Genomic DNA, 25,333 nt, shown 5'->3' with positions numbered 1-25,333 from the left:
TCAGGAACGTTGAAGACGCACCTCCGTAACCGGCGGAGTTCGCGGCCCTCGAGACCCGACGCAGCGTCAGGTGCCGTCCGTTTGCGATGCCGCCGCCATCGGTGTCGGTGAAGGACAGCTCCCGCTGCCTCGTGCTTCCCCCTGTGATCGTCACATCGGACATGAGGGTGTCCGTTCGCAGGCTGACTGTCGGCGTCCACGGCGTCGGACGTGGTGTGCACGGTGAACTCCCCCGGCCCCGACTGAGGCGGAGCGGCGGCAGCGGCGGCGGGATGCGCCGCAGTGGCGAGGAGGAGGACGGCGGTGTGCGCCGCCGGGATGACCGTGACTTCATGCGCTGAACCCCTCTCGGCGAGGAATCCGGGCGTGCCAGGACTCGGCCGCTGGGAGGACTTCCTGCTGGTGCGCGATGCGCGACTGGTACGAGGAACGAGGAGCGCGGAATGAGGAACGAGGTGGGCGCCGGCCGGGGCTTCGGGCCCAGGTAAGTTTCCTGGGTCTGTAGCGAGCGTTCCGTTCACGGCTTCCCGTGTCCACCGACCGGCAGGGAGATGGCCGAATCAAGGCGGGCACGGCCGTACGGAGCGGCTGTCACGGGGCGGGGAGGCCGGCCCCTCAATGGCATACTGCAGTTCCGATGAGTGAACCCACCGCGGCGGCCCGACGCCCTCCGACCAAGCGCGACGACCAGCGAGAGGCCTCGCGCCGCAGACTCTTGCACGCGGCGCTGGAGATCCTCGCGGAGGAGGGTTACCGAGGGCTGACGGTGAAGAAGGTCGGCGACCGTGCCGGCGTCAGCCGAGGCATGGTCAACTACCACTTCACGTCCAAGGCCGGGCTTGTCGAAGCCGTTGTCGCCGATATCCGCGAAACCTTCGTCGACCGGCTCCGCACGCAGCCCGGGTATGCCCGGATGAGCGGACTGGAAGCCGTGCTGGCCAAGCTCGACCAGCTCTTCTCGCACCTCGCGGAGCCGGAACCCGGAGTGCGGGCGCGGGCGTTGCTGGTGCTTCTCGTGGAGGCGGTGGGCGACGCCGACGGAATGAAGGGCGTGATGGCCGAGCATCTCAGTCTCGTCCGGACCGGTGTCGAGGAGGACGTCCGGCGAGGGGTCGCGGATGGGAGCATCCGCCCTGACGTCGACGTGGTCGCGCAGGCGTTCCTGGTGGAGAGCATCGCTCGCGGGGTGCTCCTGCAGTATCAACTGGACTCCGCCCGAACCCGCCTGGCGGACATCGCCCGGGCTGCACACGAGACTCTGGTGCTCGGGCTCACGTCGACGCGCGGCGACTGAGTGCCGCGTCGCCCGCGGCCGGGTTCGGCGGCGGGCGACCGGCTCGCGCGCGCGTCACACGGCGCTGAGTCCGCCGTCCACCACCAGGCTCTGGCCCGTGATGTAGGAGGCGCGGTCGGAGAGCAGGAAAGTGACGGCATCCGCGACTTCCCAGGCAGTGCCCTGGCGGCCCAGCGGGATGCGCTCGAACGACGCTGTCCGGGATGGCCGTCCGGCCGAGGCCTGCCGCCCCATCGGGGTGTCCACCAGGCCGGGGACGACCAGGTTGGCGCGAATTCGGCGTGCCCCTCCCTCCTTGGCGACATGGCGGGTGAGCCCGAACAGGCCGGCCTTGGAACTGTCGTAGGCCGGCGAGTTGGTGGCGGCGCGCAGTCCCGCGAGCGACCCGATGAAGACGACGGCGCCCGAGTCGGCCATCGCGGGCAGGCCGTGCTTGGCGGCGAGAAAGGGCGCACGCAGATTCAGGGAGAGCACCTGGTCCCACTCTTCGGGTGACGAGCCCTCCAGCCCGTTGCCGAGCCCCACCCCCACGTTGACCACGAGCGCATCCAGTCCTCCCAGACCGCGGACCGCCTCGGCGACCATCGCGGCCGACTGCTCGGCGTCCGTGGCGTCACCCACCACGGTGATGCCCGACGTTCCTTCCTCACCGACCAGTTCGGCAGTCGCGGCGGCGGCCGGGCCGGACACGTCGGCGCAGGCCACGTCGGCGCCTTCCCGGGCGGCGAGGACGGCGATCGCCCGGCCGTTGCCGACGCGTGCTCGCGGGTCGTCGTCCGGGCGCGTGCCCGCGCCGACCACCAGTACTTTACGGCCGGCCAGGCGACGGGCCGCTCGCTCGAGGCGCTCCTCATCCATGGTTGCGGTCCCCTTCTGTGAAGCCCGGGCTGTCGAAGCCGGGATCAAGTTCCACACCGGCCGTATTCAAGAAGAAGGCCACCATGTGGTACTGCCCGACCAGCATGACGATCTCGATCAGTTCGGCGTCGCCGAAGTGCTCGGCCAGGACCTTCCAGGTGGCGTCCGACATCCTCGCATCGCTGTTCAGCTCGTCGGCCGCCCTGACCAGGTGCCTCTCGAGCTCCGTCCAGCCCAGCGCCTGGGGACCCTCGACGACGCGGTCGACGTCCGCCTCCGTGACGCCCGCGGCCTTGGCCAGCGGAAGGTGCCGTCCCCACTCGTACCGGGCGCCCGTGTTGCGGGAGGTGCGCAGGATCAGCAACTCCCGGAGCCTTTCCGGCAGTCGGCCCCTACGGAGCAATTCGCCTCCGAAGGGCATGAAGTGCTGGTAGAGGTCGGGATGGCGGACAAGCGTGGTGAAGATGTTCGGAACCCGGCCTCCAGGGTCGCGAGGTGCGATGGCCAGCAGTTTCTGGGTCATTGCGTCCCAGTGCTCTTCGGGGAGCGGCATCAGGCGCGGATGAGCCGGCCCGGCGGGTTCGTGGCGCTGTGACATGGCGGCCTCCAACGTCGGAGAGGGCTCACCGTAGGAGACTGGCTGAACGGTTAGCAAGTGAATGCGTTCGAGATGACCGACCTCCTTCCTTCCACCGGTGTTCGGTCAGTCGTACCGCACGGCGCTCGCCGCCCACCCCGCATCGTGCCGTTCCTCGCCCATGGTCCGGCCCGCCGTGAGGCCTCGCCGCAGCGAGCCGACGCCGTGCACGAAGGCCCGGCGAGGGCAGGGTGGCCGCCTCGCCACGCCACGATGATCGGAGCCTCGACCAAGTACCCGGCCATCGGGTCGGCGATGGCGTCCTTCGCCCGCGGGTTCGACGACGGCATGCAGGGCGATGTCACCCAAGCTGGCCCTGTTGGACAAGATCTCGGCAGCGGCCGGTGTCGTCGGCCGCCCCGGACGCCGGCCAGACATGCTGTTCGCCGAACGCTGCTACGACCACGACAAGTACCGGAGACTGCTCCGGCAACGGTGGGCATCCACCCCGTGATCGCCGAACGCGGGGCGACAACACGGCACCGGGGCTCCCCAGCCGCGTACAACTGAACGTCCACAGTTGTCGGTACGCGGTCGGCATCGGACCTTGTAGGACACAAGACTGATACGACTCGGTCAGCTCGCCGGCGGCCTTCTCGTCCAGGGCCTCGGTGGGCAGGCCCCCGACCAAAACGCCACCACCGACTCTCAGCGCCACCGACCATGGCCGAACTCCTCACCGCCAAACCGAGCGAGGACGATCGTCCGCCACCTCCCAGCCGGAACCGCATCAGCTCGGTCAGTGACTGCACGATCTCGAGTGGTGTGCCCACAAAGAAGTTGGTCACTTACGCAAAGTGAGGACGTTCGTCGGCCTGTCCCGCTTGCGAGGGCGGGGCAGCTGTCCCTGTAAAAATCCTTTGGCTGCGACGCATCCAACGCTGACATTCGCGGCAACGACGGACACAACTCCTTCACATCTTCACTTCTCTCCGTGATGCAATGAACGCGGAGCGCGATCGACCTGGCGCAAAACCCCCTTGAGCCGACGATGAGGCGGCAAAAAACTTCTGCGGTAGCAAGGCCGCACTTGCATCCCGGGATCGCGGCGCAGCAGTCACGATCGCAATGTTAGGAGAACGTCGCATGCCCGACGCCGGCCGTCGAGAGACCGCACACCCGATCACACTGACCGACGGCACCACCACCCGGACCCGGGAGGCGACCCCCGTCGACCTGGCACCAGTCCAGGAACTGCACCACCGGTGCTCGCTGGGCAGCCGAGCCCTGCGATACCACGCGGGGAAGTCCGGGATCTCGTCCGCCGAATGGCGCCAGTTGTCCAACCCGGAGCGCGGCACCACCCTGGTGACCACTCCCGCCGACCGTACGGACCACATCATCGCCATGACCAACGTCATGCGCACCGATCAGCAAGGGGTGGGCGAACTCGCGATCCTGGTCGAGGACGCGTGGCAGGCCAGGGGGCTCGGCACCGCGCTGGTCGAACACGCGGCCAGCGTGGCCCGCCGCGAGGGACACCACACGCTGACCGCCGTGGTGGCAGCGAGCAACGAGCCGATGCTCCACGTCCTGGAGAAACTGGAGGCGACGCCGACCGACACCACCGGGCCCGTGCTCGACCTCCGCATCCCGCTGTAGCGGCTCCTGCGGCCGGCCCGCACCGACGGGGCAGGGGCACCCACACGACGCAGAGCCCATCGCTCCCGCGCCGCCTCTGCCCCATACTCCCGGGCCTACCGCCGCGCCACGAATCGCGGGCGCCAGGAGGGCTACTGCCACCGGCAGATGGTCGACGCGGGTGCGTCACCTCGTCAACAACGGCATCAAGTGGCGCGCGATACCCGCAGCCCTTCCCGCCCTGCCTGCGGGTCTACGCTGAGCCGGCGTGTCGGACAAGACCGGCACGTAGGGCTCGGTGAAGTCCCGGCACCCGGAGAACAGGTAGGCGACGGCTCACAGCAACTCGCCCAGCAGTTCCCCCTGAACATCGGCGCCCGCGCGGGCGCCTCGCGCACCTGTCGGATACCACGGCGGGCCGGGTTGGATCCCTACGGGTACGGCGTCGGCTGGTACACCTCGCTTCCCGTAACTCGGCCGCGAGCGCCGCTCTTTCTCCGTAAGAGCGTCAGAAGAGACGCAGGAGTATAGGGAAGCGCTCCTGACGCATATGAGCGTCTCCTTGATCCTCCTAATCTGAGCGTCAGGCGAGGCGTCGCCCGCCGTTCCATCAACCTTGTCTGGGAAGTATTTATGGCGCAGAGCATCACGCTGGGCGATGTGAGCATCACCCGAGTCGTCGAATGGGAGGGAGACATCGCTCCCGCCCTCGAAGTCGTTCCCGGCAGCACGCCGGAGCTGTGGGATGAGAACCGGTCCTGGCTGGCACCTCACTTCTGGGACCCCGAGACCGGGCTGTACCGCGCCCACATACAGACGTGGGTGGTGCGCAGCGAGGGGAAGACCATCCTCGTCGACACGGGCGCCGGCAATGACAAGGAGCGTCCCTACCTTCCGATCCTCAGCAGGCTCGACACCGGCTTCCTGGACGACCTCGCCCGGGTGGGAGTGCTTCCGGAGGACGTGGACCACGTCATCAACACGCACGTGCACGCCGACCACGTCGGGTGGAACACGGTGCTGGCCGACCGGGAATGGGTGCCGACCTTCCCCAACGCCACGTATCTGATCAACAAAACCGACTTCGAGTTCTGGAACCCGATCAATGGCACCGACCGCAAGGCCGTCGCGTTCGGCCTGCCCGCCCATCTGGGCAACCAGAACATGTTCGAGGACAGCGTCGCGCCGGTCCACCAGGCCGGCCAGGCGGTGCTGTGGGAGGACAGCTACGTCCTCGACGCGAACCTGCGCCTGGACGTGCAGGCCGGCCATACGCCCGGCTCAGCGGTCGTCACTCTGCAGTCGGGCACCGACTCGGCGGTCTTCGTCGGCGACATGATGCACAGCCCGGTGCAGATCCTTGACCCGGACCTGCACACCTGCTTCGACGAGGATCCGAAGGAGGCCGGCGCGACCCGCCGCCGCGTCCTGGAGTGGGCGGCCGACCACAACGCTCTTGTGCTGCCCGCCCACTTCCCGGGCTCGGGCGCCGCCGAGGTGCGGCGCACGGGCAGCCGCTTCGAGATCAAGGAATGGGCCGCCTTCGGCCCGGAGGCGAACGCGGTCGGCTGAGCCGCTCCAGCGCTCATCCGCAGAGCAACCACGGAACGAGCAACCCGTGCACGCCGGCGTCGTCGGGCGCCGGCGTGCACCTCGTCCTGGACGCGCTCCCCCATCGGCCCGCCGGTCCACCGCCCTCCGGTCTGCGCGCTGCCACAGCGGTGGCGGAGCGCGCATGCCTCATCGACGCCCGGCCCCCGAGCAGCGCCAGTCCCGTCCGGACGCGTCGCACCGTCGCGAGCCCGAAAGCTGCACCGGGCGGGCCAGCCTCTATGAGCTGCCGCACCCGCTGAACGGCTTACGGCCCGTCACCCGCCGAGGTCTCACCCGTCGGCGCTTCGGCGGCTCCAGGGAGCCTGGGCCGGTGTCCTGGCTTCATCAGCCGAGGGCCTGTTCAAAGTCGCGCAGCTGCTGTTCGTCACGCCAGCGCTTGCGGTAACTGCCGGGCGCCTGACCGTATTCACGCTTGAAGGCGTTGGCGAAGGCGAACTGCGACGCATAGCCGACGCGCCCCGCGATCGCGGACAGAGGCGCCTCACTCTCGCGCAGCATGCGGGCCGCCGTGGCCAGCCGCCACCACGTCAGATAGGCAAGCGGCGGCTGCCCCACCAGCGAGGTGAACCGGCGGGCGAAGGCCGCTCGCGACAGCCCCGCCTGGGCGCCGAGTTCCTGGACCGTCCAGCGCCTGGCCGGGTCGTGGTGCATGCTGTGCAGCGCGGTCGCGATCCCCGTGTCTGTCAGTGCGGCCGGCCAGCCGCAGCCCCCCTGCCGGGCGGCATGGTCCCCGGTGTAGGCACGCATGATGTAGATCAGGAGGAGGTCGAGCAGCGCGGTGAGAGCGGCACTGCTCCCGGGGCGAGCCTGCTCCAGGTCCGCGCCGAGCAGGTCGACGACGCTGCGCAGCGCCGGCCGACTGCCCACGGTGGCCGGCAGGTGCACGATGTCAGGCATCTCGGCCAGGAGGGGATGGGTGCGGTCCTGGTCAAGCTGGTAGGCGCCGCACAGCAGGTCCGCCGACACGCCGTCCGTCCGTGCGAGCGGCCCGACCTGGCCGTCGGCCGGGAAGGAGCCCTCCAGCGGGGCGTGGTGAGCTCGGGGGATGTCGGAAACGGGCAGGTCCGGGGAGTAGGCCAGGGCGTGCTCCGTTCCCCGGGGCAGCAGCACGACATCGCCCATGCCGAGAGCGATCGGCTCACCCTCGAGTGGGAGCAGCCAGCATCCGCCGCGCAGGACGACATGGAAGCCGGCGCCGGGAAAGGGACCGTGACGCTCACTCCACGGGCCGCACTTGCGGTCCCGTGCGGTCAGCGGTCGTCCGGTGCTCATCAAGGTGATCACATCGCTCAGCACGTCCATGGACGGGATGTTACCGCTCAAGTAAGACGCAGGAGTATATAAACGCGCGTTACAAGCATAGGACGTCTACCTGCTTGGTCTCTAGAGTGATGCGGGAGCCTGCCAGACGGCGAGTTCGGGCCGGGACACTGATGCCTTACGAGGAGACACCCCCATGCGCCATCACTGGCAGGTCACCACAGCACAGGGCACGGTCCGCGGCGTGCAGCACGACGGCGTCCATGCCTTCCGGGGCATTCCCTACGCGGCGCCCCTCACCGGAGGCTCGCGGTTCGCCGCCCCTGCGCCGCCCGAGCCGTGGAGCGGTGTTCGGGAGGCGACCGGAGGCCCCACCGCGCCGACGCCGGCGAGCAGTCGCGTGAACGGCCTGGATCTGACGGCTCTGTCGGGCGACGGGTGGATCGAGGCACCGGAGTACCTGACCCTGAACGTCTGGACGCCCGAACCGGGCCGCGCCGGCCTGCCGGTGATGCTGTTCGTCCACGGGGGCGGCTTCGTCGCCGGAACGGCGGGGGCTCCGCTGTACGACGGCACGACCTTCGCCCACAGCGGAGTCGTCCTTGTGAACTGCAACTACCGGCTCGGTGCTCCCGGTTGGCTCCACCTCCCCGGTCAGCCGGACAACCGCGGTGTCCTCGACGTCATCGCGGCACTGTCGTGGATCCAGGACAACATCGCCGCATTCGGCGGAGATCCGGGCAACGTCACCGTCTTCGGCCAGTCCGCCGGAGCCACCGTCACCGCCGCGGTCCTGGCGCATCCGGTGTCCGGCAGCCTGCTGCGCCGCGCGATCAGCCAGAGCGGCAACGCCATGGGGGCCTACACCGCCGAACAGGCGGCCCGAGTCACTCACGCAGTAGCCCGCGAACTCGGTGTCCGCCCCACCACCGAGGCATTCTCCGACATCCCCGACACACGGCTTCTGTCCGCCGTCACCGGCATCGCCGGTATCGACCTGACCACCGAGGAGCAGCCGGACCCCCTGCTCGGACTGACGCCCTTCGCACCCGTCCTGTCAGCCGGAACGCTGGAGCAGCAGCCCGCCGAGGCCGTGGCAGCCGGAGCCGCAGCCGGCATCGATCTGCTCGTGGGCACCAATACCGAGGAGGCCGCCCTCTACCTCGCGCCCACCGGCGCCTTGGCCGCCACCACCGACCAGGACGTACTCACACTGGCCACCCGCATCCATCCCGAACCGCACAGCCTGCTGCGCGCCTACCGGGCGCAGCACCCCCAGGCCTCCACCGCGCAACTGCGCACCGCCATCATGACGGACCACCTGTTCGCCTCCGGCAGCCGACGCCTGGCACACGCCCACGCCCAGCGTCCGGACTCCCGGACCTACAGCTACGAGTTCTCCTGGCGGTCGGCAGCCTTCGATGGATGGCTCGGGGCGTGCCACTGCATCGAACTTCCCTTCGTCTTCAACCGCGTGGACCTTCCTTCCCTGTCGGGTCCCCAGGCGCTGCTGGGCCCCGGCCCGGCTCCCGTCGAGGAGGCCGCGGCCGTACACGCCGCCTGGGTCCGCTTCGCTTCCACCGGCGATCCGAGCGGCCGCGATAGCGATGGCTCCGCCCGCTCACTGCACATCGAGCCGCTGACAGCTGCGGTCGTCGCACCCTGACACCCTCGGTGAACCTCCGCCGGTGCACGGTGAGGTCCACGCTCCGCCGGTTTCGCGTCCGCCGCCTTCCTCACGGAGATCGCCAGCTGCCGGCGGGTTCCGGTACCCGGCTCCAGCATCGTGCGCGTCCGCATGGCGGCGTTGGGAACGGAGGCTCGAGGGATGTTCGAGTGCGCCGCCGTTGCCGGTGCGCACCTGGACCTGCGGCTCGTCGCCCAGGTGTCCGATCGACCCCTCGCCCGGGTGCGCGAGCCGCCCGAGGAGGCCGTGGAGGACAGGGTCCTGGCCTGGGCGCAGGTAGCGACCCCGCACCGACCGAGGGGTTACCGCTTCAGCCCGGGCTGGTGCGGCAGGTCGTCCTCAACCAGACGAGCCCACATCGCAGGCAGATGGCGCACGCGGCGTTGGCTCATGTCCTCGCCGCCCGGCCGCAACGCCGCGCGGCGGAGATGGCTCAGCATGCTGCGGCGGCCGGTCCGGCGCTGCCACGAGGACGTCTCGCACCGGCCGCCGCGCCGGCATGCTGCGCACATGCCAGGCGGCGCAAACCGTAGCGGTACCTGCCCCGTTGCATCCCCAGAGGGGGCATGACGCTCCGTCACGCCCTGCGTCCGCGGGTACGGGCGGCCTGTCCTCTCCCGGCCAGGGCTCGCGCGAACGCCTCCTGCGCCTCGGCCGACCGCCGGCGTGCGGCGAAGTGCACGGCCTCCTCGTCGAGGGTCTGCAGGGTCGCTTCCTGATCGGGATGCCCGCGCCGGGGCCCGCCGGTTCCTGAGGCTTCTGGAAGTCCGTGAGATCGTCGCCGCTGGTGAACACACCCCCGGCGCCGTCCGCCAGTGCTGGCGGACGCCGGTGCTGCGGTCGGCCACCGCCAGCGGCGCCCCCGCCAGCGCGCTCGCCCGGGCGCCCACCCGGCCGTCTTGGGCGCCGACCGCGTGCGCGGCTGGTGCCTCGGTGCGCAGGGAGTCCAGGGACAGATCCTCGGCGTGGTCCGCCGGCATCTCGGCTGGCGGCTCCGGCACGTCGTCCCAGATCCGGACGTGCCCACCAGCATCTCCGCGCGCTTGGCACTCGGTGCGGGGGCGCCCCCAACGCGGCCGAGAGCGAGGCTTGGCTGTATGGCCCTGAGAGCGGTGGACACCGGCCGGGTGCGGGCCATCGGCACAGTGGTCAACAGGGGCCGGCAGACCGCGCTGGCGGAGGCCCGGCTGGTGGACGCGAAGGCCTGCTTGCTGGCCCACGCCACCAGCAGTTGCATGCTGTTCCCAGTGCCCGCCTCCGCGACCTGGGGTCACTCCACCTCATCGCGCGACTCCCGCGGAATCGGCGCGCGGTGCAGGCGGCGGCCAGCCGCCTCCGGATTCTCGAACGGGCCGCCGAGGACCGGGAATTGATCGTCCCGGCCCACTTCGGCGGGGCGGGCGCCGTGGAAGTCCGAAAGCGAGGCGGGGAGTTCGCACTGGGGCAGTGGGCGACCTACGACGCGGAGGCCACCGCGACTCCCTGATCGACTCGCCCCGGAAACGCGGTTCAGGCGAGCGTCACTTCAACGGGCAGCCGCTTGATGCCATCGAGGCACTCGAACACCCCCGGGCGCCCTGGGCTGGTTCACCGCGGTGCAGTGGCACCCCGGACACCGCCCACGAGGACCCGTCCAGCAGAACCTGTTCGAGGCACTGTTGAGGGCGGCGTCCCAGTCCTGCAACGGTGGTTGTTCTGCTCCTCCTTCATGACTGGCTGTTCAGGAAGCCGATCCCGACCGCTCCCCACCATCCCACTTGCGAGAGGGCCGCTGAGATGCCGCCGCGCACCAGCAGTTGCCGCGTTGCTGCCTCGCCTCCCCGTTTCTCCAGAGTCCGGTGCAGGGCCTGCGCGTGCACTCCGTTGATCGCGATCAGCAGGACCAGCGCCAGTTTGACCCGGGTGAGGGCGACGGCCGGATCGGGGCCGAGGACGACGCCGCTCAGCACCAGGCCGGCCAGACCTGCCCACACGAGCACGTGCAGCGGTGCGGCGAAGTCCAGAACCTGGCACAGGGTCCGCTTGCCTCGCAGCCACAGCAGGCCGTAGTAGTCGATGGTCAGCACCGAGCCCAACCCCAGGACCAGTGCCCCCAGGTGCACGAACAGCGCCGTCGTCCGTACGGCGGGGCCGGCTTCCACGTGCACGGCGACCCACACGCTGCCCGCCCAGACCAGACAGACGAGGACGTCGGCGGCCCAGAGCACCCGCCGGGCAGCGGACCCTCGCGATCGACCGAGGTCCATGAGATCACCTCTTGTGGTGGCGACGCGGCGAGGCGGGGACCGAAGCCCCACCCCGCCACGCCCCGCGGCACGTTCAGTCCTTGGCCACCCAGCCGACCATGATCCCCATGACGTCGTCGTGCGAGTGCCCTTCGATCTCGTACCTGCTGGTGATCTTCAGGACGTCACCCCGGTTGATTCTGCCGAGCGAGTCTCCGCTGCAGGGTGGCATGTCGGAGATCTCGGTGTGTCCATGGAGATCGATGAACTCGGGACTGCCGCCCTCTTCCGCCACGATTCTGCACAGGAGTTCGCCGGTCGTGAGGTTCTCGGTCCACACCGAGTGGCCCGAATGGTGGAGGTGCCCGCGCATGTGCACCAGCTTGCCGGAAATGGTGGACCGCCACTGCCGGGTTTTCTCGCTGACGCCCTCGGGAGCGTCGTACACGCTGCCGAGACAGCCGCCTGCATCCATCCAGATCGGCGTGACCGGCTTGAGCGCGGAACCCGTCGCAGGCTCATGGGTGAAGGTGATGGATATATAGACCTCCTTGCTCTGAGGCGCGTGGTTCATGAGGTCGTACACCATGTTCCATCGCTCACCCTTGCGGACCTTTATGCCATATCCGGCAGGCAGGGCACTTTCCACCCGCTCGTTTCCGGTGGCGAATATCCGTTGCGGACCATTGCATACGACGTCGCGCTTCCAGTGGTTACCGAAAACCGCATGGTGCAGCATGGGTCCGGTGTTGACGTTGGCGTTCGACCCGTCGGCGTACACGAGATTGGGCTTGAAACCCGTGACGAAGCAGTCGTCGCACGGCTTTCGGACGTTCAGCTCGAGCCGGTTGCCGGTCTCCCCGTGGTCGTGTCCGTCCGCGGCGGGAATGGTGAACGGCCCGTACAGTACGGTCGTCGTCTGTGCGCCGGCGGCCTGCCGCACGGACGGCGCGGTCTCCTGCGCAGCTGCGACGGTCGGGGGAAGCGCGGTGACGGCCAGCGCCGTGCCGGCTGCCAAAGCGGTGGCGACGGCGGTGAGGGACAGCCTTGTCTGAGACACCATGTCCTCCTTGTGAAGGGCCAGTCGTCGGATTTGCGGCGGCACGCGAGCGAGGACCGCGCGTGTGCCAGATTGCCAGGAAGAGGGGTCGGCAGTTTCGATCGGCGTTGCGATTGCAGACCATGGCGACAGTGGTCGGACAATCACTTGGAACTGTGCCAGAGCCTGTACCGTCTGCTTTTCCACGTCTCGGTTCCCCGGATGACGGGGCGGTATCGAGAGCGTTGCCGATGTCACCCACTGCGACTGACCGCAGAGTGACGTGCGAGCTTTCCACTGTCAACAGGTCTGAACGCCACCGAAATTCGGGAATTCTGCTGCGATGTCGCTGACCTGCATGTTCGGAGAGCCCTCGGCCGGACTCACCGGTGCAACACCGGCGACTTCGCCGATTCGCCAGGGCCCCGCCGGGGACGTCCGCCAACTGCCCTGGCCCGCCGCGGCCAAGGTCCCCCGGGCCCGCTGCCGTACGGGGGTTGGTGCCGGGGCGGGGCATGATCCCGCGAGGGAGGTGATCAGTCGGCGGGTCCGCTCGCCAGTCCGGCGAACAGACGGTTCATGGAGGCGGTCCAGGCGCCGTGGTCCGGGTCCTTGACGTCGAGCGCGGTGAGGACGTTCATCCCCAAGGACACCGACAGCACGAAGCGGGCAAAGACCGCGGGGTCGACGTCGGCGGCCAGGGATCCGTCCTGCTGAGCCAGCTCGGCCAGTTCCGTCAAGGAATTCTCCGCCCTGTGCAGGGCGGCGTGGACCTTGCGGGCGACCTCGGCGTCCCGCCTGGCCGCGGCGAGCGCCTCGCTGACCAGCGGTGCCCAGGAACGCTGGTGTGCGTCGGAGTGATACGTGACGATCAGCTGGAGCACGTCGACGGGGCCTGCCCCGCGATGGAGTGCCTGGCCGAGTTTGCGCCCGGCGGCGGCAAGCCCGTAGTCGACCGCCTCGGAGAGCAACTCGGCCTTGTTCCGGAAGTTGCCGTAGATGGCGCCGGTGGACAGCCCGGCACGACGGGCTATGTCCTGTACCCGCGCGCGATCGTAGCCCTGCTCACCGAATTCCTGGACTGCCGCCTCGATCAGTCGTTCGCGAACCCCGGTGCTCGACGGACTTGTGAGGGAATCAGGCTCTGCCACGGCCACAGGGTAACCGGGCCGGGCCACCATCCCCATGGTCCGCGGGTGTGCGGGAGCCGGGCGGACGCTCTCTCGTGGGCCGGGAGACGTGATTCGGACAATGACCCCTCGGCCGGTTGCGCCTCGGCGAGAGAATAATCATTATTCTCCGCCAGAGACACCGAGCCGGGAGGCGTACGTTCATGACGTACGGCGCCGAGCACTCCATCGTCGGCAGGCGGAGCGAGCGCCGAGAACTTGTGGCGAGGCTCGAAGCCTGCCGCAGGGGAAACGGCGGGGCCCTGCTGCTGACAGGGGATCCGGGGATCGGCAAGACCGCGTTGATCCGCTGCGCGACGCACCTGGAGCGGGACGTCCTGACGCTCTGCGCCGACGGTGTGCAGGCGGAGCGGACACTGAGCCACGGCGCGGTCCAGCGACTGGTCCGGCCACTGGCCGGCGATCTTCCCCAACTTCCGCCGCCCTGCCGGCAGATCCTTGAGCGGCTGCTTCGGGGCGTGGTCCCCCCGCCCGAGGAGCGGTCACGCGTCCCGGGCGCGCTGCTGGAGTTGCTGGCGGCCGCGGGCGGCAGGCGTCCGGTGCTGGTCCGTGTCGACGACCTTCAGTGGGTCGACGCCGAGTCCCGCTACGCGCTCGGCTTCGTGGCCCGCAGGATCAGCACCGAGCGCGTGATGATCCTCGCCGCGGCGGACGGCGACGCCGCGACGTTCATGCCGGGCGTGCCGGTGCTCCATCTCGCGGGCATGAACGACCGTGACTGCCTGCGGCTCATCGCGCGGTACCAGCCCTCTCCGGTGGCGCCGGCCGTGCGCGAGGCGCTCGTGCATACGGCCGGCGGCAACCCCCTCATCCTGCTGGAGCTGCTGCGGACACTGGACCCCGCTCAGCTCAGCCAGCCCTGCCGGCTGCCTGATCCACTGCCGCTGGGGCCGCGCCTTGCGCATCTCGAACTCGCTCGGTTCGGTCGGCTTCCCGACGACTGCCGGCGACTGCTGGTGCTGCTCGCCGCCGAACCGCGCCTGGATCTGCCGTCCCTGTTCCGCGTGGCGGACCACGCGGGAATCACGCCGGCGGCCCTGAGGCCCGCCGAGGCGGCGAAGCTGGTCACCGTGGACCGGGCCACCGTCGCCTTCCACCGCGCCGACCTTCGCGAGGCCATCTACCAGGGGGTGGATCTGTCCGATCGGCACTGGGCGCACACGGTGCTGGCGCGAGCGTTCGCCGACGCCGACGACGGCCGCCGTTGGTGGCACGAGGCCGTCCTGCGGCCGGGTACCGACGCCCGTCTGGCCGACGAGCTGGAGCGCCAGGCCGTCCAGGCCCGCAGAGACGGCGAGCATGCACACGCCGCGGCGCTGATGTCCCGTTCGGCCGAGCTGACGGGCGAGGAAGCCCCCCGAGGAATCCGCTTGCTCGCCGCGGCCGAGGTCACCAGGCGCGCCGGGCGGCCGCGGCGTGCCGTGCGACTGCTGGAGCGGGCGGAGACCCTGGTCGGTGCGGATGCCACGTCCGTACGAGGACACATCGCCTACCTGCACGGCGTGATCTCCCAGCACTGCGCGGCGGCACCCGATGCCTGCGACAGGATGATGGGCGCCGCCGACTCTCTCGCCGCCACCGACCCCTCGCTCGCCGTCAAGGCACTGGTGGCCGCAGGGGAGACCGGGCTGCACGCGGGAGACACGGCGTCGCTGGTGCGGGCCGGCGAACGCGCGTCGGCCGTACTCGACGCCTCCGCCGAACCGGTGCGGCCAGAGATCCGATGGTCTGCCGGGATCCTCCGGGCGGTCGCCGACTCCTTCCAGGACCGGCTTCCGGAGGCGGTGTCCCGGCTGCGCGAGCACGTGGCGGCCGCCACGTCGATGGACGACCCCGTTCTCCTGGTGTGGGCGTCCCAGGGCGCGCTCTTCGTCGCCGACGACGTACGCGCCCGTGCGCTGGCCACCCGCGCGGTGGCCCGGGCCCGCGGAGAGAGGGACACGCCCACCATGGCGTACGCCATGCAGTACCTCGCCTATCCCGAATGCTGGCTGAACGGGCCGGAGGCGGCGACGCTCACCGCCACCGAGGCACTGCGGCTGGCCCATGAAACGGGCCAACTCCACTGCGTCCGCGTTCTGATGGGGATGCTGATGCTTGCTGCCGGGCTGGCCGGGGACGTCGACACCTGCGAGCGGTACGCGGACCGCGTCGTCGGCGACGCGGCGACGGGCGGCGGGCTCGCCGCCGCCCTCGGCCTGTGGGGCCTGGCCCACGTTGAACTCTCCTCGGGGAACTGGAACGAAGCCGCGGCCACGCTGCGTCGGCTCATCAGAACCGGGCAAGGCCACCCGGGCATCGCGCTCGAGGCCGCGCCCACCTATGTGGAGGCCGCCCTGCGCGCCGGCCACCGCCCTCGGGCAGAGCGGGCCGCGGAGGCTTTCACACGGTGGGCCGAGGCGGTCGGGCGAGGGTGGCCGACGGCGCTGGCGGCGCGATGCCGTGCGCTCCTGGATGCGGACCGGGCCGAGGAGCACTTCCGGCTCGCCCTGCGCCTGCACCCACCCCGTGATCGTGAGCTGGAACGAGCCCGCACAGCCCTGCTCTACGGCGAGTACCTCAACCGCGAGCGCCGGCGCGCGGACGCACGTGCCCGTCTCCGCGAAGCGGCAGAGGTGTTCCGAAGACACCGGGCCCGGCTCTGGCTCGACCGAACACGCGCGGAGCTGCGGGCCGCCGGTGACGACGGGCACGCCGCGGACACGGGGTCCGCCGGCCCGGCCCACCCGGCAGGAGTGCTGACACCACGTCAACGGCAGATCGTCCGGCTCGTCGCGAGAGGCGCGACCAACAAGGAGGTCGCCGCCCGACTGTGCCTCAGCCCACGCACGGTCGACTACCACCTTCGGCGTGTCTTCGAGCGTCTGAGCATCACTTCGCGTGCCGACCTGATCCGCCGTTTCGCGACCGATCCGGCGCCTGCGGGCCCGACCGGGCCTGAAAGTGCCGGTTGACGGCGCGGTGATGGCGATCTCGTTCTGAGTGCGTCCGGCCACGTCACGCTCGGGCGATCCCGTCCGGCAGGTCGATCACCCCGTCGGCGGTCACCAGGCTCGCCGCGCCCTCCTTCTCGGGATCACCCGCGTGCGCCGGCGGATCGGCGAGCGCGGCGAGGGCGGGACCGGAGCAGCGCGTCGCCCCCGCCGACGGGCTGCGCGCCTACACGGCCACCCCGCCAGGCAGGACTTCGCCGACGACTGGAAGGGCACGATCGAGCCGGGCGAGCTCGCCGACCTGTGCGCCCTGGATCGCCCGCTGCGGGGCCTGGACCCGCGCGCCGTCGCCGAGGTGAAGGTCGATCTCACCGTGCTCGACGGACGCGTGGCCTTCGAACGCCATTGCCCATCGGGCGGTTGAGGCAGCTCAGGCCTGATATCGGTCGCCTTTCCCGCCGGCAGCCAGCGGAAGAGGGCGCGGATGCCGGCGGGGGCGGCGGCGATCGTACGCTCGACGACGTCGCGGCCCTCGCAGAAGTGCTGCCAGCCCTCGTAGTGCACGGGGATGGCGGTACGGGGGTGCAGCAGGCGGCACAGCTCCACGGCCTCGGCGGCGGTCATGGTGTAGCGGACGGGGCCGGTGACGGGGAAGCGCACGCCGCCCAGGTGGAGCAGCGCGGTGCCGACCCTGAGACGCTCGGCGACCTGGCGCAGGCCGCCGTGGAGAACGGTGTCTCCGGAGATCCACAAGGCGCCGTGCTGAGACGGCTCTCGCAGATCCCCGGTTACGCGATGGGCGAGGATTCACCCGCCCGAGTGCCCGGCGTCGCGTCGCGGCGGATGCAGCTCGCGACGCAGCGCGCCGGCGCGGATGTACGCCTCCACCATGCGCGCCAGGCTTTCCAGGCCCTCACCTCGCGCGGCAGCGGCTCCAACCGGGGCCCGGCGTACGAGTACGAGGAGGGCCCGAGCGTCATCTGCTTGGGCAGCACGCGGCGACGCTTACGGGTCCCCATCGCCTCGCTGTACGCGGTCCGCACAGCCCGGTCGACCCGCGGCAGACCGCACTTGACCGGTGCGTCGATCCGCGGCAGACCGCACTTGACCGGTGCGTCGATCCGCGCGCCACCCCGGCAGGCGTCGGCGGCCGCCGTGACCGCGTCCACCAGGTCGGCGTCCAACAGGTCGTTCTGCTGCGAGACGGCCTGGACGTGGGAGGCCTTCAGCTCGGCGATGGACTCGTCCCTGACGGTGATGCGGTTTCTCAACTCGGCGTTCTCTGCCTTGAGCCGTTCGATCTGAGCGGTCCGGGGTTCAGGGGCCTCGCCCGCATGGCACTGGGCCTTCAGGCGACGCTCGAACTCCTCGCCCCGGTGCTGGTGAGGGCCGGGGCGGGTGGTGCCGTCGCGGTTCTTCCTCGGGTTGAAGCCGGTACGGGTCACCCCCGCTTCGGCGGCCAGGGTCTTCAGATCGCATGTGCGGCCGGACGGGAGTTCGCCCCGCAGAAGCCGGTCGATCGCGGCGCGGATCGCTTCCTCGTTGCGGGCCCGGTCCGCGTCACTGATCCGTGGCATGTCACTCGCCTCCGTACGATGTACCGGCGGCCGTCATGATTTCGTCCACGACCCGCTGGGCCCGCTCATGCTCGAGCACGGTGAACAGGGCCTCACTCAGCTTGGGCCGTGACGCCGGCCCGGCAGACCGCTGTCGTCCGGCACGATCGCGAAGCGCGGGGCGGCCGACGAGTGGTCAGCCCGTCAGTCGTCGAAGCGGTGGCGGGAGGCCTCGATGTGACCGAGGTACCGGTGGGTCCAGTCACACAGTCCGTCGATCGTCACTCGCAGGGCCTGGCCCGGCTCGGTGAGGGTGTACTCGACCCGCGGCGGCACGACCGGGTGCACCGTCCGCTCGACCAGGCCGTTGCGCTCCAGCATGCGCAGGTTCTGGGTGAGCATCTTGTGGCTGATGCCCTCAATCTCGTCCCGCAGCCCACCGAAGCGCAGGGTGCGCTCCCCCAGCGCCTCGATGATCAGGAGGGCCCACTTGTTGGCCACGTCCGAGAATATCTCCCGAGCCAGAGAGTCGGCGCGCCTCACGTCCGCTTCGTCGGGCGAGCCCATGAACTGCTTGGTCACCATACGGTTCCCCAGTCACTGAAAAGTGCGTTCTTCCATGTCAGCGACCACTCTCTTACGGTTCCGAAGTAACCACAAGAGAGCAGACGCGTCGCGGCGCGCCCTCATGACAAGGAGGCTGCAGCATGCCCATCACCCTGGTGAACCCCAGCGGACTGCCGAAGATCGATGCCTACCGGCAGTTGTCGATCGCTACCGGCTCGAAGCTGCTCTTCATCGCAGGTCAGGTGTCCTGGGACGCCGACGGTGTCACGGTCGGCGAAGGTGACCTCGCCGCCCAGGTCGAGCAGTGCTACCTCAACATCGCCACCGCCCTGGCCGAGGTCGGTGCCTCCCTCGACGATGTGGCGAAACTGACCGTCTACGTCGTCGACTGGACCCCTGACAAGATGCCCCTGCTCATGGAGGGGATCACCCGGGCGGTCACGAAACTGGGCGTCACCCCGGCGCCCCCGGCCACCCTGCTGGGCGTTGCGGCGCTGGACGTACCCGAGCACCTGGTCGAGATCGAAGCCACCGCAGTCATCGACTGAACAGGCCCTCTCCGGTGAAGGGTCCAGGTCATATCGCAGACGCCGCTGAATCCCGAGCGTGGCGCCCCTGGTCCCGGTGACATCATGGGGTTTGCCGCGACGAGGACGGCCCTGGACCGTGATCGTGGTCCCGGGCCATCCTCGTCGCCCGCACGGTGCACGGCAGCGGGCCGGCGCCCGGCCGGACTCAGCCGTCGCTCTCCGGGAGCCTGAGCCGGGTTCGGGCGGCGGCTCACTGATCCGGTGTCAGCCCGGCTACCCTCCGGCCCGTGCCGGTTGAGTTCTTAGAGGTCCTAACAAAGGCGTTGGACGTGGCGGTGGGTGATGAGGCAGGTGGCGAGGCCGAGGAAGGCTTCGTGGATGTCCGCGTCGTTCCCAGCGGATACGCAGGCGGCGGAAGCCGTGCAGCCAGGAGATGGTGCGCTCCACTACCCAGCGGAAGATGCCCAGGCCGGAGCCGTGCGGCTGTCCTCGTTCCGCGATCACTGGACGGATACCGCGCTTCCACAGCAGCCGCCAGTACTTGTCGTGGTCGTAGCCGCGGTCCGCGAACAGCATGTCCGGCCGTCGCCGCGGCCGGCCGACGACGCCGGCGACCGGTGGGATCTTGTCGAGCAGGGGCGGGAGCTGGGTGACGTCGTTGCGGTTGCCGCCGGTCAGCGACACCGCGAGCGGGACGCCCTGTCCGTCGACGAGGATGTGGTGTTTGCTGCCCGGACGTGCGCGGTCGGCCGGGCTGGGACCGCTTTGGGGCCGCGGCGGGCCGCCCTGACGTGGGAGGAGTCGATCACCGCCCTCGACCAGTCGAGCTTCTTCGCCGACCTCAGCTTCTTCAGCAGCACCAGGTGCAGCTGGTCCCACACGCCGGCTTCGTTCCACTCGGCCAGGCGACGCCAGCAGGTCATCCCCGAGCCGAAGCCCAGTTCCTGGGGCAGGTACTCCCACTGGATTCCGGTGTGCTGCACGAACAGGATCCCGCACAACGCCTGACGGTCCGGCACTCGCGGCCGGCCCGAGACCAGCTTCGGGACCTGGCTTTGGCAGCAACGGCTCGATGAGCGACCACAGTTCGTCCGACACGATCCACGGCCGCGACTGACGCTTCCCCACGACCCGACCAACGAGCAGACAAGCTGACGGTTACTTGATCAACGACTTCTGTCAGGAACTCTAAGAGACCGGCGCATGGGCCACCGCACCAGCGGCTACGTCTCCTTCGACACCCCGCACCAGGGGGGCGCCTGGCTGCCGATCGGACTCCGGACGTTCGCGTACTCAGGCCGTGTCTGATGAATCGTTCGGAAGGTGGCTAACCTTCCGCTGTGGACCTCTACTTCGATCCGGTGCCCCTGCTCGACGATGCGCGCGGTGCATTCCTGGGACAGTGGGCGGATCGAAAGTGGCTCAACGTGCCCGGCCCCTTCTACGGAGCCGACACGGACAACTGCGGCACTGGCCGCATCCACGCCCCGGAACTCGTTCTCTACGAGGCCGACTACTTCACTGAGTACGTGTACCGGCAGCCCCGGACGGCGAGAGAGCTTCAGCAGCTGATCGACGCAGCCGAGGCCGAGGCATTCTCCGGTTACGGCTGTGACGGTGACAGTCACTGGACGCCGGCAGCGGTCCGGCAATGGTGGCGCGACCGGGGGCGGATCAGGGAGTATCTGTCGAGCCGGCGAGCCGACTGGGAGGCCGACGACACGAAGGCAGGGCAAGGAGTGGCCACGGCCGCCAAGAACTACGCCGCATACCTTGACGGCGAGCTGGCCGAACACCTCCGTGTCTATCTCTTCTGGCTCGAGGAGCGATGCTCCCCCACGAGTACGGACCGGCTGCCGCAGCTCTAGCCGCGGCCAGACGTCAGGTCGAAGCCGGGTGGACGACCGCCCGCTGAGCCTCGGACCAACCGGTGTCCGATTGGGTCCTTCTTCTCCGGGATGCTGTGCGGGATCTGACGTCTGCGCAGGGAGATCCGTATGCAGCGGCAACTTTAGGCCGTTGTCGGCGCTCAGTGCGTCTGGGCGTGTGCGGGGGTGACCGCCGCCTGACCGAGGGAGCCGGACCTCGGCCATGACCTGCTCGAACATGCTCCTATTCGAATATCTTCGGGGCGTAGACGGCCTGGTTGTCCATGGAGTTGGCGAAGGCGTCCGCGTCTGCTGCCGTGGTGCGGTGGCGGCGCGGGCGGGTGGTGCCGGCGGACTCAGCCCCGACGCAGATCCTTGGGGTGGCGGTCATGTAGAGGCGGCGGTCTGCGCGGGGCCGCTTCGCATCGTTGACGATCGCCCACTTCCTGTCGGCGGCCCGGGATGCGGTGGGCCTCGTCCCTGACCGCCAGGTCGAACAGTCGCGGTCCTGTCCGATTGCGCCGTGTATGCCGCAGACGGGCCCAGCCCGCTGGATGTGCTGCCCTACGGCGCCTATGGCAAGACCGTGCCGGGCAGCTTCCGGCTGGGGATCTCGCCCGGGATGGTCAAGCACGAGGGCACCCAGAGCGTGCTGTGGGGCGCCGACGTGCTCGAGCAACTCGGCTCGGACGGCCATGTCGCCAACCTCGCCCGCTACATCAAGACCGGCGCGGTCACCGCCAAGGGCACCGGAGAATAAGGGGGATACGGATTTCGATGGTCACGGTCGCAGAAGAAGTCGCTGATGGCCGTGAGGAGTCTGGTGTAGGTGCGCTGCTCGTCCTCGTCCTCGTCGTCGTGGCCGGGGGCGGTGATCTCCTCCAGCCAGGCTTCCGGCAGGCGCTCGCCGGCGAGCACGGCGGCCAGGGCGCAGCATGCGAGGCGCGCGTCGAGCGCTGCGTAGGACAGGGGGCAACGTCGAAGGGATCGCGCAGGGCCGGATGGTCGGGCAGGGGCCGGGTGGGGGGTGGGGTGTCGAGGTGGCTGAGGGCCGCTTCGATCATGACGGAGGCGGGGGCGTCGGGCGGCGGGAGCTGGGCCGGGCGGCGCCGTCCGGTCAGGGCGCGGATGCGGGCGTTCAGGTCGTCCCAGATGTGGTGATGACCGGTGCCGCCATCGCGGCGGGCTTGGCGGAGCTCTCGGCCGCCGGATCTACTCAGATCGTTGCCGTGGTCGGCGCCGTCGCCTGGGTGCTTCTGTACCGTGATCGGCTGGCCCCGGGCGATGTGCTCGACGTGATGCGCGGCCAGGCCCGAAAGTGACCGCATGAGACCGACGCGGACGCCACGCGATACCGGTCCGCAGCACATACATGACGCCGACGAGCGCCAGTCGGTCGGGAACGCGCAGCCGCCCGGGGTGGCGATGGCGCCGCTCGGGGGCGGGCGGCAGCAGCGGGCGTATTCCCCCGATCCGGTCCCGCCGCGGCCCGCGTCGGCGACGGCCCGCCAAGCTCCACGCGGACAAGGGCTACGACTACGACCACCTGCGCCGATGGCTCTGCTCGCGCGGCATCCGCCACCGCATCGCCCGCAGAGGCGTCGAATCCTCCACACGGGTGGGCCGGCATCGCTGGACGATCGAGCGCACGATGTCCTGGTTGGGCGGCTGCCGCCGCCTGCACTACGAACGCAAGGCCGAGCACTTCCTGGCCTTCGTCGCCATCGCCTGCAGCCTGTCTGCTACCGCCGATCCTCCAAATGAGACGATACCTTAAAGCAAGTATCTTTGCTCTACGCTTGTTTCATGGCCACTTCAGAGCAGCAGCGGACCGCCAGCCGACCCGGCGGGCGCAGCGCTCGCGTCCTGGCCGCCGTGGAACAGGCTGCCACTGAACTGATCTGCGAGCGGGGCCCCGAACAGATCTCGATCCCCGCGATCGCCGCGCGCGCAGGGGTCAACCCGACGAGCATCTATCGACGCTGGGGCGATGTGCATCAGCTGCTCACCTGGGTCGCCGAGAGCCGTCTGACGTCGGACTCCTTGCCGCCGGACACCGGCAGCCTCCGTGGCGATCTCCGCAGGTGGGCGGAGCTTGTGCTCGAGCACATCAGCACGCCTGAAGGCAGCGCGTCCCTCCGTACCGTTGTCAACGCGGTCGGCGATGGCGAGGTCCGGGACCGCTGCGTGCGCAGGCGAGTGGATCAGATCGACTTGATCCGCGCCCGCGCCCGCGCCCGCGGCGAGAAGCCCCCGGCCACCGAGAATGTGATGGACCAGGTCGTGGCTCCGCTGCATTTCCGCGTCCTGTTCGGCATCGAACCGACGGACGCCGCCTGTGCCCGCGCCCTGGTGGACGGTCTCCTCGCCACCGCCCCGGCCCTGGACGGCCACCAAGACGAGTGATGGGCACGGCATCGATGGGCGGGTGGGCACGGTGACAGAGCCGAACCTGATGAATCTGTCCGAGTGGATCGAGGCACGACTCCCGCGCCTGATCGACGATGTTCTTGCCGGCATTGCCAAGGACATCGACTTCTAGCGGGAGGAAGAGGTCGTGTCCCGCACCGACCTCCAGCAGTCGGTGGAACAGAACATGCGGTCGATGGTCGCCGCCCTACGCGAACCGGCCCACCGCCAGGACCATTCGATCGCGGAACTGACCGGTCGACGGCGCGCACGGCAGGGCGCGCCGCTGCCGGAGCTTCTGCGCGCATACCGCATGGGGTTCGCCGCGCTGTGGGAGCTGCTGACCGAATGGAGCCGCCACTCCCGGACCGGTCGGTGATCGACACGGTACTCTCGGCGGCCACCCGGGGGTGGCAGCTCAGCGACGAGTACGCGATCGCGCTCACCGAGGCGTACCGGTCGGCCACCGCGGAGATGCTCGTGGAGCGCGAGCAGCGGCGCTCGGCCCTGGTCGAGGCCCTGTTCGCGGGAGAACCGGGCCCCGGTGCCCCGCCCTGGGAGGTGCCCAAGCTCCTGGGACTGCCCTCGGACGCAGACCACATCGTCGTCGCCGCGGAAACCGTCGGACCGGCCGACCCGAGCCTGCCGGGCATCGAGCAGCGGCTGGCGGAACGCGGCATCCCCTCAGCATGGCAGCTGACCTCCACTGCGCAGATGGGGGTGGTGTCGCTGCGTCCGGAGCAGTTCAGCCAGGTGATGGAACTGGTACGGCAGAGCGCGTCGGCGCGGACCGGTGTGAGTCCCGTCTTCCAGGCGTGGGGGGAGACTCCGAGGGCGCTGCGCCTGGCCTGCGCCGCGCTGCATCGCCTGCCGGAGGGCCGCGCCGGGGTGAATGTCCTGGGGGCCGGGCCGTTGGCCGGTCTCGTGGCCCGGGACCCAGACGAAGGCCGCCGCATCGCCCTGCAGGCCCTCGGCCCGGTTCTGGACCTGCCCGGTGAGGAACGTGCCGTACTGCTGGGTACGCTGCAGGCCTGGCTCGACCACGACGGCTCGGCCGAGCGTGCCGCCGAGCGGCTGCACGTTCACGCGAACACCGTTCGTTACCGGCTTCGTCGCCTCCAGGATCTCACCGGTCGCTCTCTCACCCAACCCCGCGCGATCGCCGACCTGGTCGTGGCCATGGAGGCCGTGCGCGGCGACCGCGCCGGCTGAGGCAAGCCTGCGGGCGGGGCGCCGCTCGTGCGCGGGCACCCGCAGCCCGAGGTTTTGTCGCGCCTCGCCCGAAACAATCAGGCGCTCTGGTGCGCCGGCTGGGATCGTGCGGTCTCTGCGGCCCGGGGTGCCTTGCGGCGCCGTTGCACGTACAGGCCGATGAGTGCGAGGAGTGCCAGCGCGATGACCACTACCGCGTACCCGCTGGACGTAAGGGCCAGCCCCAGGTGGGTGGCTGACACGCCCGCGACGACGGCCGGCAGCCCGAACGCCAGGTAGCTGATCAGGAACATGACGGAGAAGACCGCGGCCCGTTCCGTGGGCTCGGCCCGCGCGGCCAGAGAGCGCATGGCGCCGAGGAACGACGCACCGTATCCGAAACCGGCGAGGGCCGTGCCGATCAGATAGGCCGCCGAAGCCGTGGCCGCCACGCCGATCAAGGTGATCAGCATGCCTGCGATCAGCGCCACCGAACGACAGGATCCGCAGCGGTGTCGTGCGCTGGAGGAACAACTGCCCGAGGGCACCGGCGCCGGTCAGTACGGCGATCACCGCACCCGCGATCACGGTGCTCCGCTCGCCCAGCACCGCGGCGGTCAGTGCGGGTCCCAGCGAGAGATGGAAACCGCCGACGGCCCAGAGAGCCACGAGGCTTGGCGTGATGACCAGGACCTGCGGACGCAGCCGACGGGGCAGCGACGCCCGGGGCAGGAGTGAGCCGAGAGCGCCGGGCCGTCCCTCGGTCGTCTCCGGCATGAACACCACGCCGGCGAGGGTGATGGCGAACGCGGCGATGAGAAGGAGGTAGACCAGCATGGTCGGCGCCGGGGCATACCGCACCAGCACGCCGGCGCCGAGGCCGCCCAGCGCCAG

Annotated in this window: 25 protein-coding genes and 6 pseudogenes; 18 read left to right on the top strand and 13 right to left on the bottom strand. The window is 70.0% G+C overall.

What is annotated here, in order from left to right; genetic code table 11:
* Positions 1-637: 637 nt before the first annotated feature.
* Positions 638-1,294: a TetR/AcrR family transcriptional regulator gene (locus tag ACSU6L_RS39270; RefSeq protein ID WP_437064428.1), complete on the top strand. Its 657-nt coding sequence runs from the start codon at positions 638-640 to the stop codon at positions 1,292-1,294.
* 54 nt (positions 1,295-1,348) lie between these two features.
* On the opposite strand, the gene ACSU6L_RS39265 is transcribed toward ACSU6L_RS39270, so the two are convergent.
* Both ACSU6L_RS39265 and ACSU6L_RS39260 read right to left on the bottom strand, forming a co-directional pair.
* Positions 1,349-2,152 (bottom strand): SDR family NAD(P)-dependent oxidoreductase, encoded by an 804-nt coding sequence (locus ACSU6L_RS39265; RefSeq protein ID WP_437064427.1) that lies wholly within the window; start codon positions 2,150-2,152, stop codon positions 1,349-1,351.
* Entirely contained in the window at positions 2,145-2,762 is a 618-nt protein-coding gene (locus ACSU6L_RS39260; RefSeq protein WP_437064426.1) for a carboxymuconolactone decarboxylase family protein, read from the bottom strand. The genes ACSU6L_RS39265 and ACSU6L_RS39260 overlap by 8 nt, the downstream gene beginning before the upstream one ends.
* A gap of 325 nt (positions 2,763-3,087) precedes the next feature.
* Between ACSU6L_RS39260 and ACSU6L_RS39255 the strand changes: the two genes are divergently transcribed.
* The 3 genes from ACSU6L_RS39255 to ACSU6L_RS39245 all read left to right on the top strand — a co-directional run bounded on the left by ACSU6L_RS39255 (position 3,088) and on the right by ACSU6L_RS39245 (position 5,942).
* Positions 3,088-3,243 carry a hypothetical protein gene (locus tag ACSU6L_RS39255; RefSeq protein WP_437064425.1) on the top strand — a complete coding sequence of 52 codons (156 nt, stop codon included), beginning with the start codon at positions 3,088-3,090 and terminating at the stop codon, positions 3,241-3,243.
* Positions 3,244-3,875: 632 nt separating this feature from the next.
* The gene (locus ACSU6L_RS39250; protein ID WP_437064424.1) at positions 3,876-4,391 is read left to right on the top strand and encodes an N-acetyltransferase family protein; all 516 of its coding nucleotides are present in this window, start codon (positions 3,876-3,878) and stop codon (positions 4,389-4,391) included.
* A 612-nt stretch (positions 4,392-5,003) separates the two neighbouring features.
* Complete coding sequence (locus ACSU6L_RS39245) at positions 5,004-5,942, top strand: MBL fold metallo-hydrolase (protein ID WP_437064423.1); 939 nt, start codon at positions 5,004-5,006, stop codon at positions 5,940-5,942.
* Between the two features lie 366 nt (positions 5,943-6,308).
* Here the strand turns inward: ACSU6L_RS39245 and ACSU6L_RS39240 are convergent, their stop codons facing one another.
* Positions 6,309-7,286, bottom strand: coding sequence for an AraC family transcriptional regulator (locus ACSU6L_RS39240; protein ID WP_437064422.1), 978 nt, complete (start codon positions 7,284-7,286; stop codon positions 6,309-6,311).
* Positions 7,287-7,440: 154 nt separating this feature from the next.
* On the opposite strand from ACSU6L_RS39240, the gene ACSU6L_RS39235 reads away from it, so the two are divergent.
* The 3 genes and pseudogenes from ACSU6L_RS39235 to ACSU6L_RS39225 all read left to right on the top strand — a co-directional run.
* On the top strand, positions 7,441-8,910 hold the full coding sequence (locus ACSU6L_RS39235) for a carboxylesterase/lipase family protein (protein ID WP_437064421.1): 1,470 nt from the start codon (positions 7,441-7,443) through the stop codon (positions 8,908-8,910).
* A 1,133-nt stretch (positions 8,911-10,043) separates the two neighbouring features.
* A pseudogene (locus ACSU6L_RS39230) lies at positions 10,044-10,190 on the top strand (aromatic compound degradation protein PaaI); the annotation flags it as partial.
* 56 nt (positions 10,191-10,246) lie between these two features.
* Positions 10,247-10,417, top strand: a pseudogene (locus tag ACSU6L_RS39225) (MBL fold metallo-hydrolase); the annotation flags it as partial.
* A 220-nt stretch (positions 10,418-10,637) separates the two neighbouring features.
* On the opposite strand, the gene ACSU6L_RS39220 reads toward ACSU6L_RS39225, so the two are convergent.
* The 3 genes from ACSU6L_RS39220 to ACSU6L_RS39210 all read right to left on the bottom strand — a co-directional run bounded on the left by ACSU6L_RS39220 (position 10,638) and on the right by ACSU6L_RS39210 (position 13,346).
* Positions 10,638-11,177 carry a hypothetical protein gene (locus ACSU6L_RS39220; RefSeq protein WP_437064420.1) on the bottom strand — a complete coding sequence of 180 codons (540 nt, stop codon included), beginning with the start codon at positions 11,175-11,177 and terminating at the stop codon, positions 10,638-10,640.
* A gap of 73 nt (positions 11,178-11,250) precedes the next feature.
* A complete protein-coding gene (locus ACSU6L_RS39215) occupies positions 11,251-12,402 on the bottom strand; it encodes a hypothetical protein (protein ID WP_437064419.1) in 1,152 nt (383 codons plus the stop codon).
* Positions 12,403-12,731: 329 nt separating this feature from the next.
* Positions 12,732-13,346 (bottom strand): TetR/AcrR family transcriptional regulator, encoded by a 615-nt coding sequence (locus ACSU6L_RS39210; protein WP_437064418.1) that lies wholly within the window; start codon positions 13,344-13,346, stop codon positions 12,732-12,734.
* Between the two features lie 182 nt (positions 13,347-13,528).
* Here ACSU6L_RS39210 and ACSU6L_RS39205 point away from each other — a divergent pair, with 182 nt between their 5' ends.
* Together ACSU6L_RS39205 and ACSU6L_RS39200 are read left to right on the top strand one after the other, a co-directional pair.
* Entirely contained in the window at positions 13,529-16,339 is a 2,811-nt protein-coding gene (locus ACSU6L_RS39205) for an AAA family ATPase (protein ID WP_437064417.1), read from the top strand.
* A gap of 28 nt (positions 16,340-16,367) precedes the next feature.
* Positions 16,368-16,742, top strand: a complete 375-nt coding sequence (locus ACSU6L_RS39200; RefSeq protein ID WP_437064416.1) for an amidohydrolase family protein — start codon at positions 16,368-16,370, stop codon at positions 16,740-16,742.
* Between the two features lie 364 nt (positions 16,743-17,106).
* On the opposite strand, the gene ACSU6L_RS39195 is transcribed toward ACSU6L_RS39200, so the two are convergent.
* A complete protein-coding gene (locus ACSU6L_RS39195) occupies positions 17,107-17,895 on the bottom strand; it encodes a hypothetical protein (protein ID WP_437064415.1) in 789 nt (262 codons plus the stop codon).
* Positions 17,896-18,078: 183 nt separating this feature from the next.
* A complete protein-coding gene (locus ACSU6L_RS39190; protein WP_437064414.1) occupies positions 18,079-18,459 on the bottom strand; it encodes a winged helix-turn-helix transcriptional regulator in 381 nt (126 codons plus the stop codon).
* 122 nt (positions 18,460-18,581) lie between these two features.
* On the opposite strand from ACSU6L_RS39190, the gene ACSU6L_RS39185 reads away from it, so the two are divergent.
* Positions 18,582-18,989 (top strand): RidA family protein, encoded by a 408-nt coding sequence (locus ACSU6L_RS39185; RefSeq protein ID WP_437064413.1) that lies wholly within the window; start codon positions 18,582-18,584, stop codon positions 18,987-18,989.
* 293 nt (positions 18,990-19,282) lie between these two features.
* Here ACSU6L_RS39185 and ACSU6L_RS39180 read toward each other — a convergent pair.
* A pseudogene (locus ACSU6L_RS39180) lies at positions 19,283-20,099 on the bottom strand (IS5 family transposase).
* 212 nt (positions 20,100-20,311) lie between these two features.
* On the opposite strand from ACSU6L_RS39180, the gene ACSU6L_RS39175 reads away from it, so the two are divergent.
* Entirely contained in the window at positions 20,312-20,839 is a 528-nt protein-coding gene (locus ACSU6L_RS39175) for a ferredoxin (RefSeq protein ID WP_437064412.1), read from the top strand.
* A 244-nt stretch (positions 20,840-21,083) separates the two neighbouring features.
* On the opposite strand, the gene ACSU6L_RS39170 is transcribed toward ACSU6L_RS39175, so the two are convergent.
* The gene (locus ACSU6L_RS39170) at positions 21,084-21,230 is read right to left on the bottom strand and encodes a hypothetical protein (RefSeq protein WP_437064411.1); all 147 of its coding nucleotides are present in this window, start codon (positions 21,228-21,230) and stop codon (positions 21,084-21,086) included.
* Positions 21,231-21,338: 108 nt separating this feature from the next.
* On the opposite strand from ACSU6L_RS39170, the pseudogene ACSU6L_RS39165 reads away from it, so the two are divergent.
* Positions 21,339-21,599: pseudogene (locus ACSU6L_RS39165) on the top strand (telomere-associated protein Tap); the annotation flags it as partial.
* On the opposite strand, the gene ACSU6L_RS39160 reads toward ACSU6L_RS39165, so the two are convergent.
* Positions 21,554-21,757: a hypothetical protein gene (locus ACSU6L_RS39160; RefSeq protein WP_437064410.1), complete on the bottom strand. Its 204-nt coding sequence runs from the start codon at positions 21,755-21,757 to the stop codon at positions 21,554-21,556. The pseudogene ACSU6L_RS39165 and the gene ACSU6L_RS39160 sit on opposite strands and share 46 nt — an antisense overlap.
* A gap of 122 nt (positions 21,758-21,879) precedes the next feature.
* Between ACSU6L_RS39160 and ACSU6L_RS39155 the strand changes: the two genes are divergently transcribed.
* The gene (locus ACSU6L_RS39155; protein ID WP_437064409.1) at positions 21,880-22,161 is read left to right on the top strand and encodes a hypothetical protein; all 282 of its coding nucleotides are present in this window, start codon (positions 21,880-21,882) and stop codon (positions 22,159-22,161) included.
* A 22-nt stretch (positions 22,162-22,183) separates the two neighbouring features.
* Here the strand turns inward: ACSU6L_RS39155 and ACSU6L_RS39150 are convergent.
* Positions 22,184-22,312 (bottom strand): annotated as a pseudogene (locus ACSU6L_RS39150) (IS5/IS1182 family transposase); the annotation flags it as partial.
* Between ACSU6L_RS39150 and ACSU6L_RS39145 the strand changes: the two are divergent.
* The 4 genes and pseudogenes from ACSU6L_RS39145 to ACSU6L_RS39130 all read left to right on the top strand — a co-directional run.
* A pseudogene (locus tag ACSU6L_RS39145) lies at positions 22,302-22,603 on the top strand (transposase); the annotation flags it as partial. The pseudogenes ACSU6L_RS39150 and ACSU6L_RS39145 overlap by 11 nt on opposite strands.
* A 42-nt stretch (positions 22,604-22,645) precedes the next feature.
* A complete protein-coding gene (locus ACSU6L_RS39140) occupies positions 22,646-23,245 on the top strand; it encodes a TetR/AcrR family transcriptional regulator (protein WP_437064408.1) in 600 nt (199 codons plus the stop codon).
* Between the two features lie 151 nt (positions 23,246-23,396).
* Complete coding sequence (locus tag ACSU6L_RS39135; protein WP_437064407.1) at positions 23,397-23,627, top strand: hypothetical protein; 231 nt, start codon at positions 23,397-23,399, stop codon at positions 23,625-23,627.
* A complete protein-coding gene (locus ACSU6L_RS39130) occupies positions 23,624-24,460 on the top strand; it encodes a PucR family transcriptional regulator (protein WP_437064406.1) in 837 nt (278 codons plus the stop codon). Before ACSU6L_RS39135 ends, ACSU6L_RS39130 begins: the two co-directional genes overlap by 4 nt.
* 77 nt (positions 24,461-24,537) lie before the next feature.
* Here the strand turns inward: ACSU6L_RS39130 and ACSU6L_RS39125 are convergent, their stop codons facing one another.
* Positions 24,538-24,930, bottom strand: a complete 393-nt coding sequence (locus ACSU6L_RS39125; protein ID WP_437064405.1) for a hypothetical protein — start codon at positions 24,928-24,930, stop codon at positions 24,538-24,540.
* On the opposite strand from ACSU6L_RS39125, the gene ACSU6L_RS39120 reads away from it, so the two are divergent.
* Complete coding sequence (locus ACSU6L_RS39120) at positions 24,911-25,177, top strand: hypothetical protein (protein WP_437065258.1); 267 nt, start codon at positions 24,911-24,913, stop codon at positions 25,175-25,177. The genes ACSU6L_RS39125 and ACSU6L_RS39120 overlap by 20 nt on opposite strands.
* Positions 25,178-25,333 lie beyond the last annotated feature (156 nt).

Source organism: Streptomyces sp. enrichment culture (genome assembly GCF_964272855.1).
Classification (GTDB): Bacteria; Actinomycetota; Actinomycetes; order Streptomycetales; family Streptomycetaceae; genus Streptomyces.
Note: the sequence above shows the minus strand (reverse complement) of the source record. Positions and strands in the feature narration are given on the sequence as shown.

What these genes read in the sequence shown, in the direction of transcription:
- ACSU6L_RS39270 (WP_437064428.1), top strand. Translation starts at nt 638, where the DNA reads ATGAGTGAACCCACCGCGGCGGCCCGACGCCCTCCGACCAAGCGCGAC.
- ACSU6L_RS39120 (WP_437065258.1), top strand. Translation starts at nt 24,911, where the DNA reads ATGCCTGCGATCAGCGCCACCGAACGACAGGATCCGCAGCGGTGTCGT.
- ACSU6L_RS39245 (WP_437064423.1), top strand. Translation starts at nt 5,004, where the DNA reads ATGGCGCAGAGCATCACGCTGGGCGATGTGAGCATCACCCGAGTCGTC.
- ACSU6L_RS39255 (WP_437064425.1), top strand. Translation starts at nt 3,088, where the DNA reads ATGTCACCCAAGCTGGCCCTGTTGGACAAGATCTCGGCAGCGGCCGGT.
- ACSU6L_RS39235 (WP_437064421.1), top strand. Translation starts at nt 7,441, where the DNA reads ATGCGCCATCACTGGCAGGTCACCACAGCACAGGGCACGGTCCGCGGC.
- ACSU6L_RS39170 (WP_437064411.1), bottom strand. Translation starts at nt 21,230, where the DNA reads ATGACCGCCACCCCAAGGATCTGCGTCGGGGCTGAGTCCGCCGGCACC.
- ACSU6L_RS39190 (WP_437064414.1), bottom strand. Translation starts at nt 18,459, where the DNA reads ATGGTGACCAAGCAGTTCATGGGCTCGCCCGACGAAGCGGACGTGAGG.
- ACSU6L_RS39185 (WP_437064413.1), top strand. Translation starts at nt 18,582, where the DNA reads ATGCCCATCACCCTGGTGAACCCCAGCGGACTGCCGAAGATCGATGCC.
- ACSU6L_RS39265 (WP_437064427.1), bottom strand. Translation starts at nt 2,152, where the DNA reads ATGGATGAGGAGCGCCTCGAGCGAGCGGCCCGTCGCCTGGCCGGCCGT.
- ACSU6L_RS39140 (WP_437064408.1), top strand. Translation starts at nt 22,646, where the DNA reads ATGGCCACTTCAGAGCAGCAGCGGACCGCCAGCCGACCCGGCGGGCGC.
- ACSU6L_RS39250 (WP_437064424.1), top strand. Translation starts at nt 3,876, where the DNA reads ATGCCCGACGCCGGCCGTCGAGAGACCGCACACCCGATCACACTGACC.
- ACSU6L_RS39220 (WP_437064420.1), bottom strand. Translation starts at nt 11,177, where the DNA reads ATGGACCTCGGTCGATCGCGAGGGTCCGCTGCCCGGCGGGTGCTCTGG.
- ACSU6L_RS39195 (WP_437064415.1), bottom strand. Translation starts at nt 17,895, where the DNA reads ATGCCACGGATCAGTGACGCGGACCGGGCCCGCAACGAGGAAGCGATC.
- ACSU6L_RS39205 (WP_437064417.1), top strand. Translation starts at nt 13,529, where the DNA reads ATGACGTACGGCGCCGAGCACTCCATCGTCGGCAGGCGGAGCGAGCGC.
- ACSU6L_RS39240 (WP_437064422.1), bottom strand. Translation starts at nt 7,286, where the DNA reads ATGGACGTGCTGAGCGATGTGATCACCTTGATGAGCACCGGACGACCG.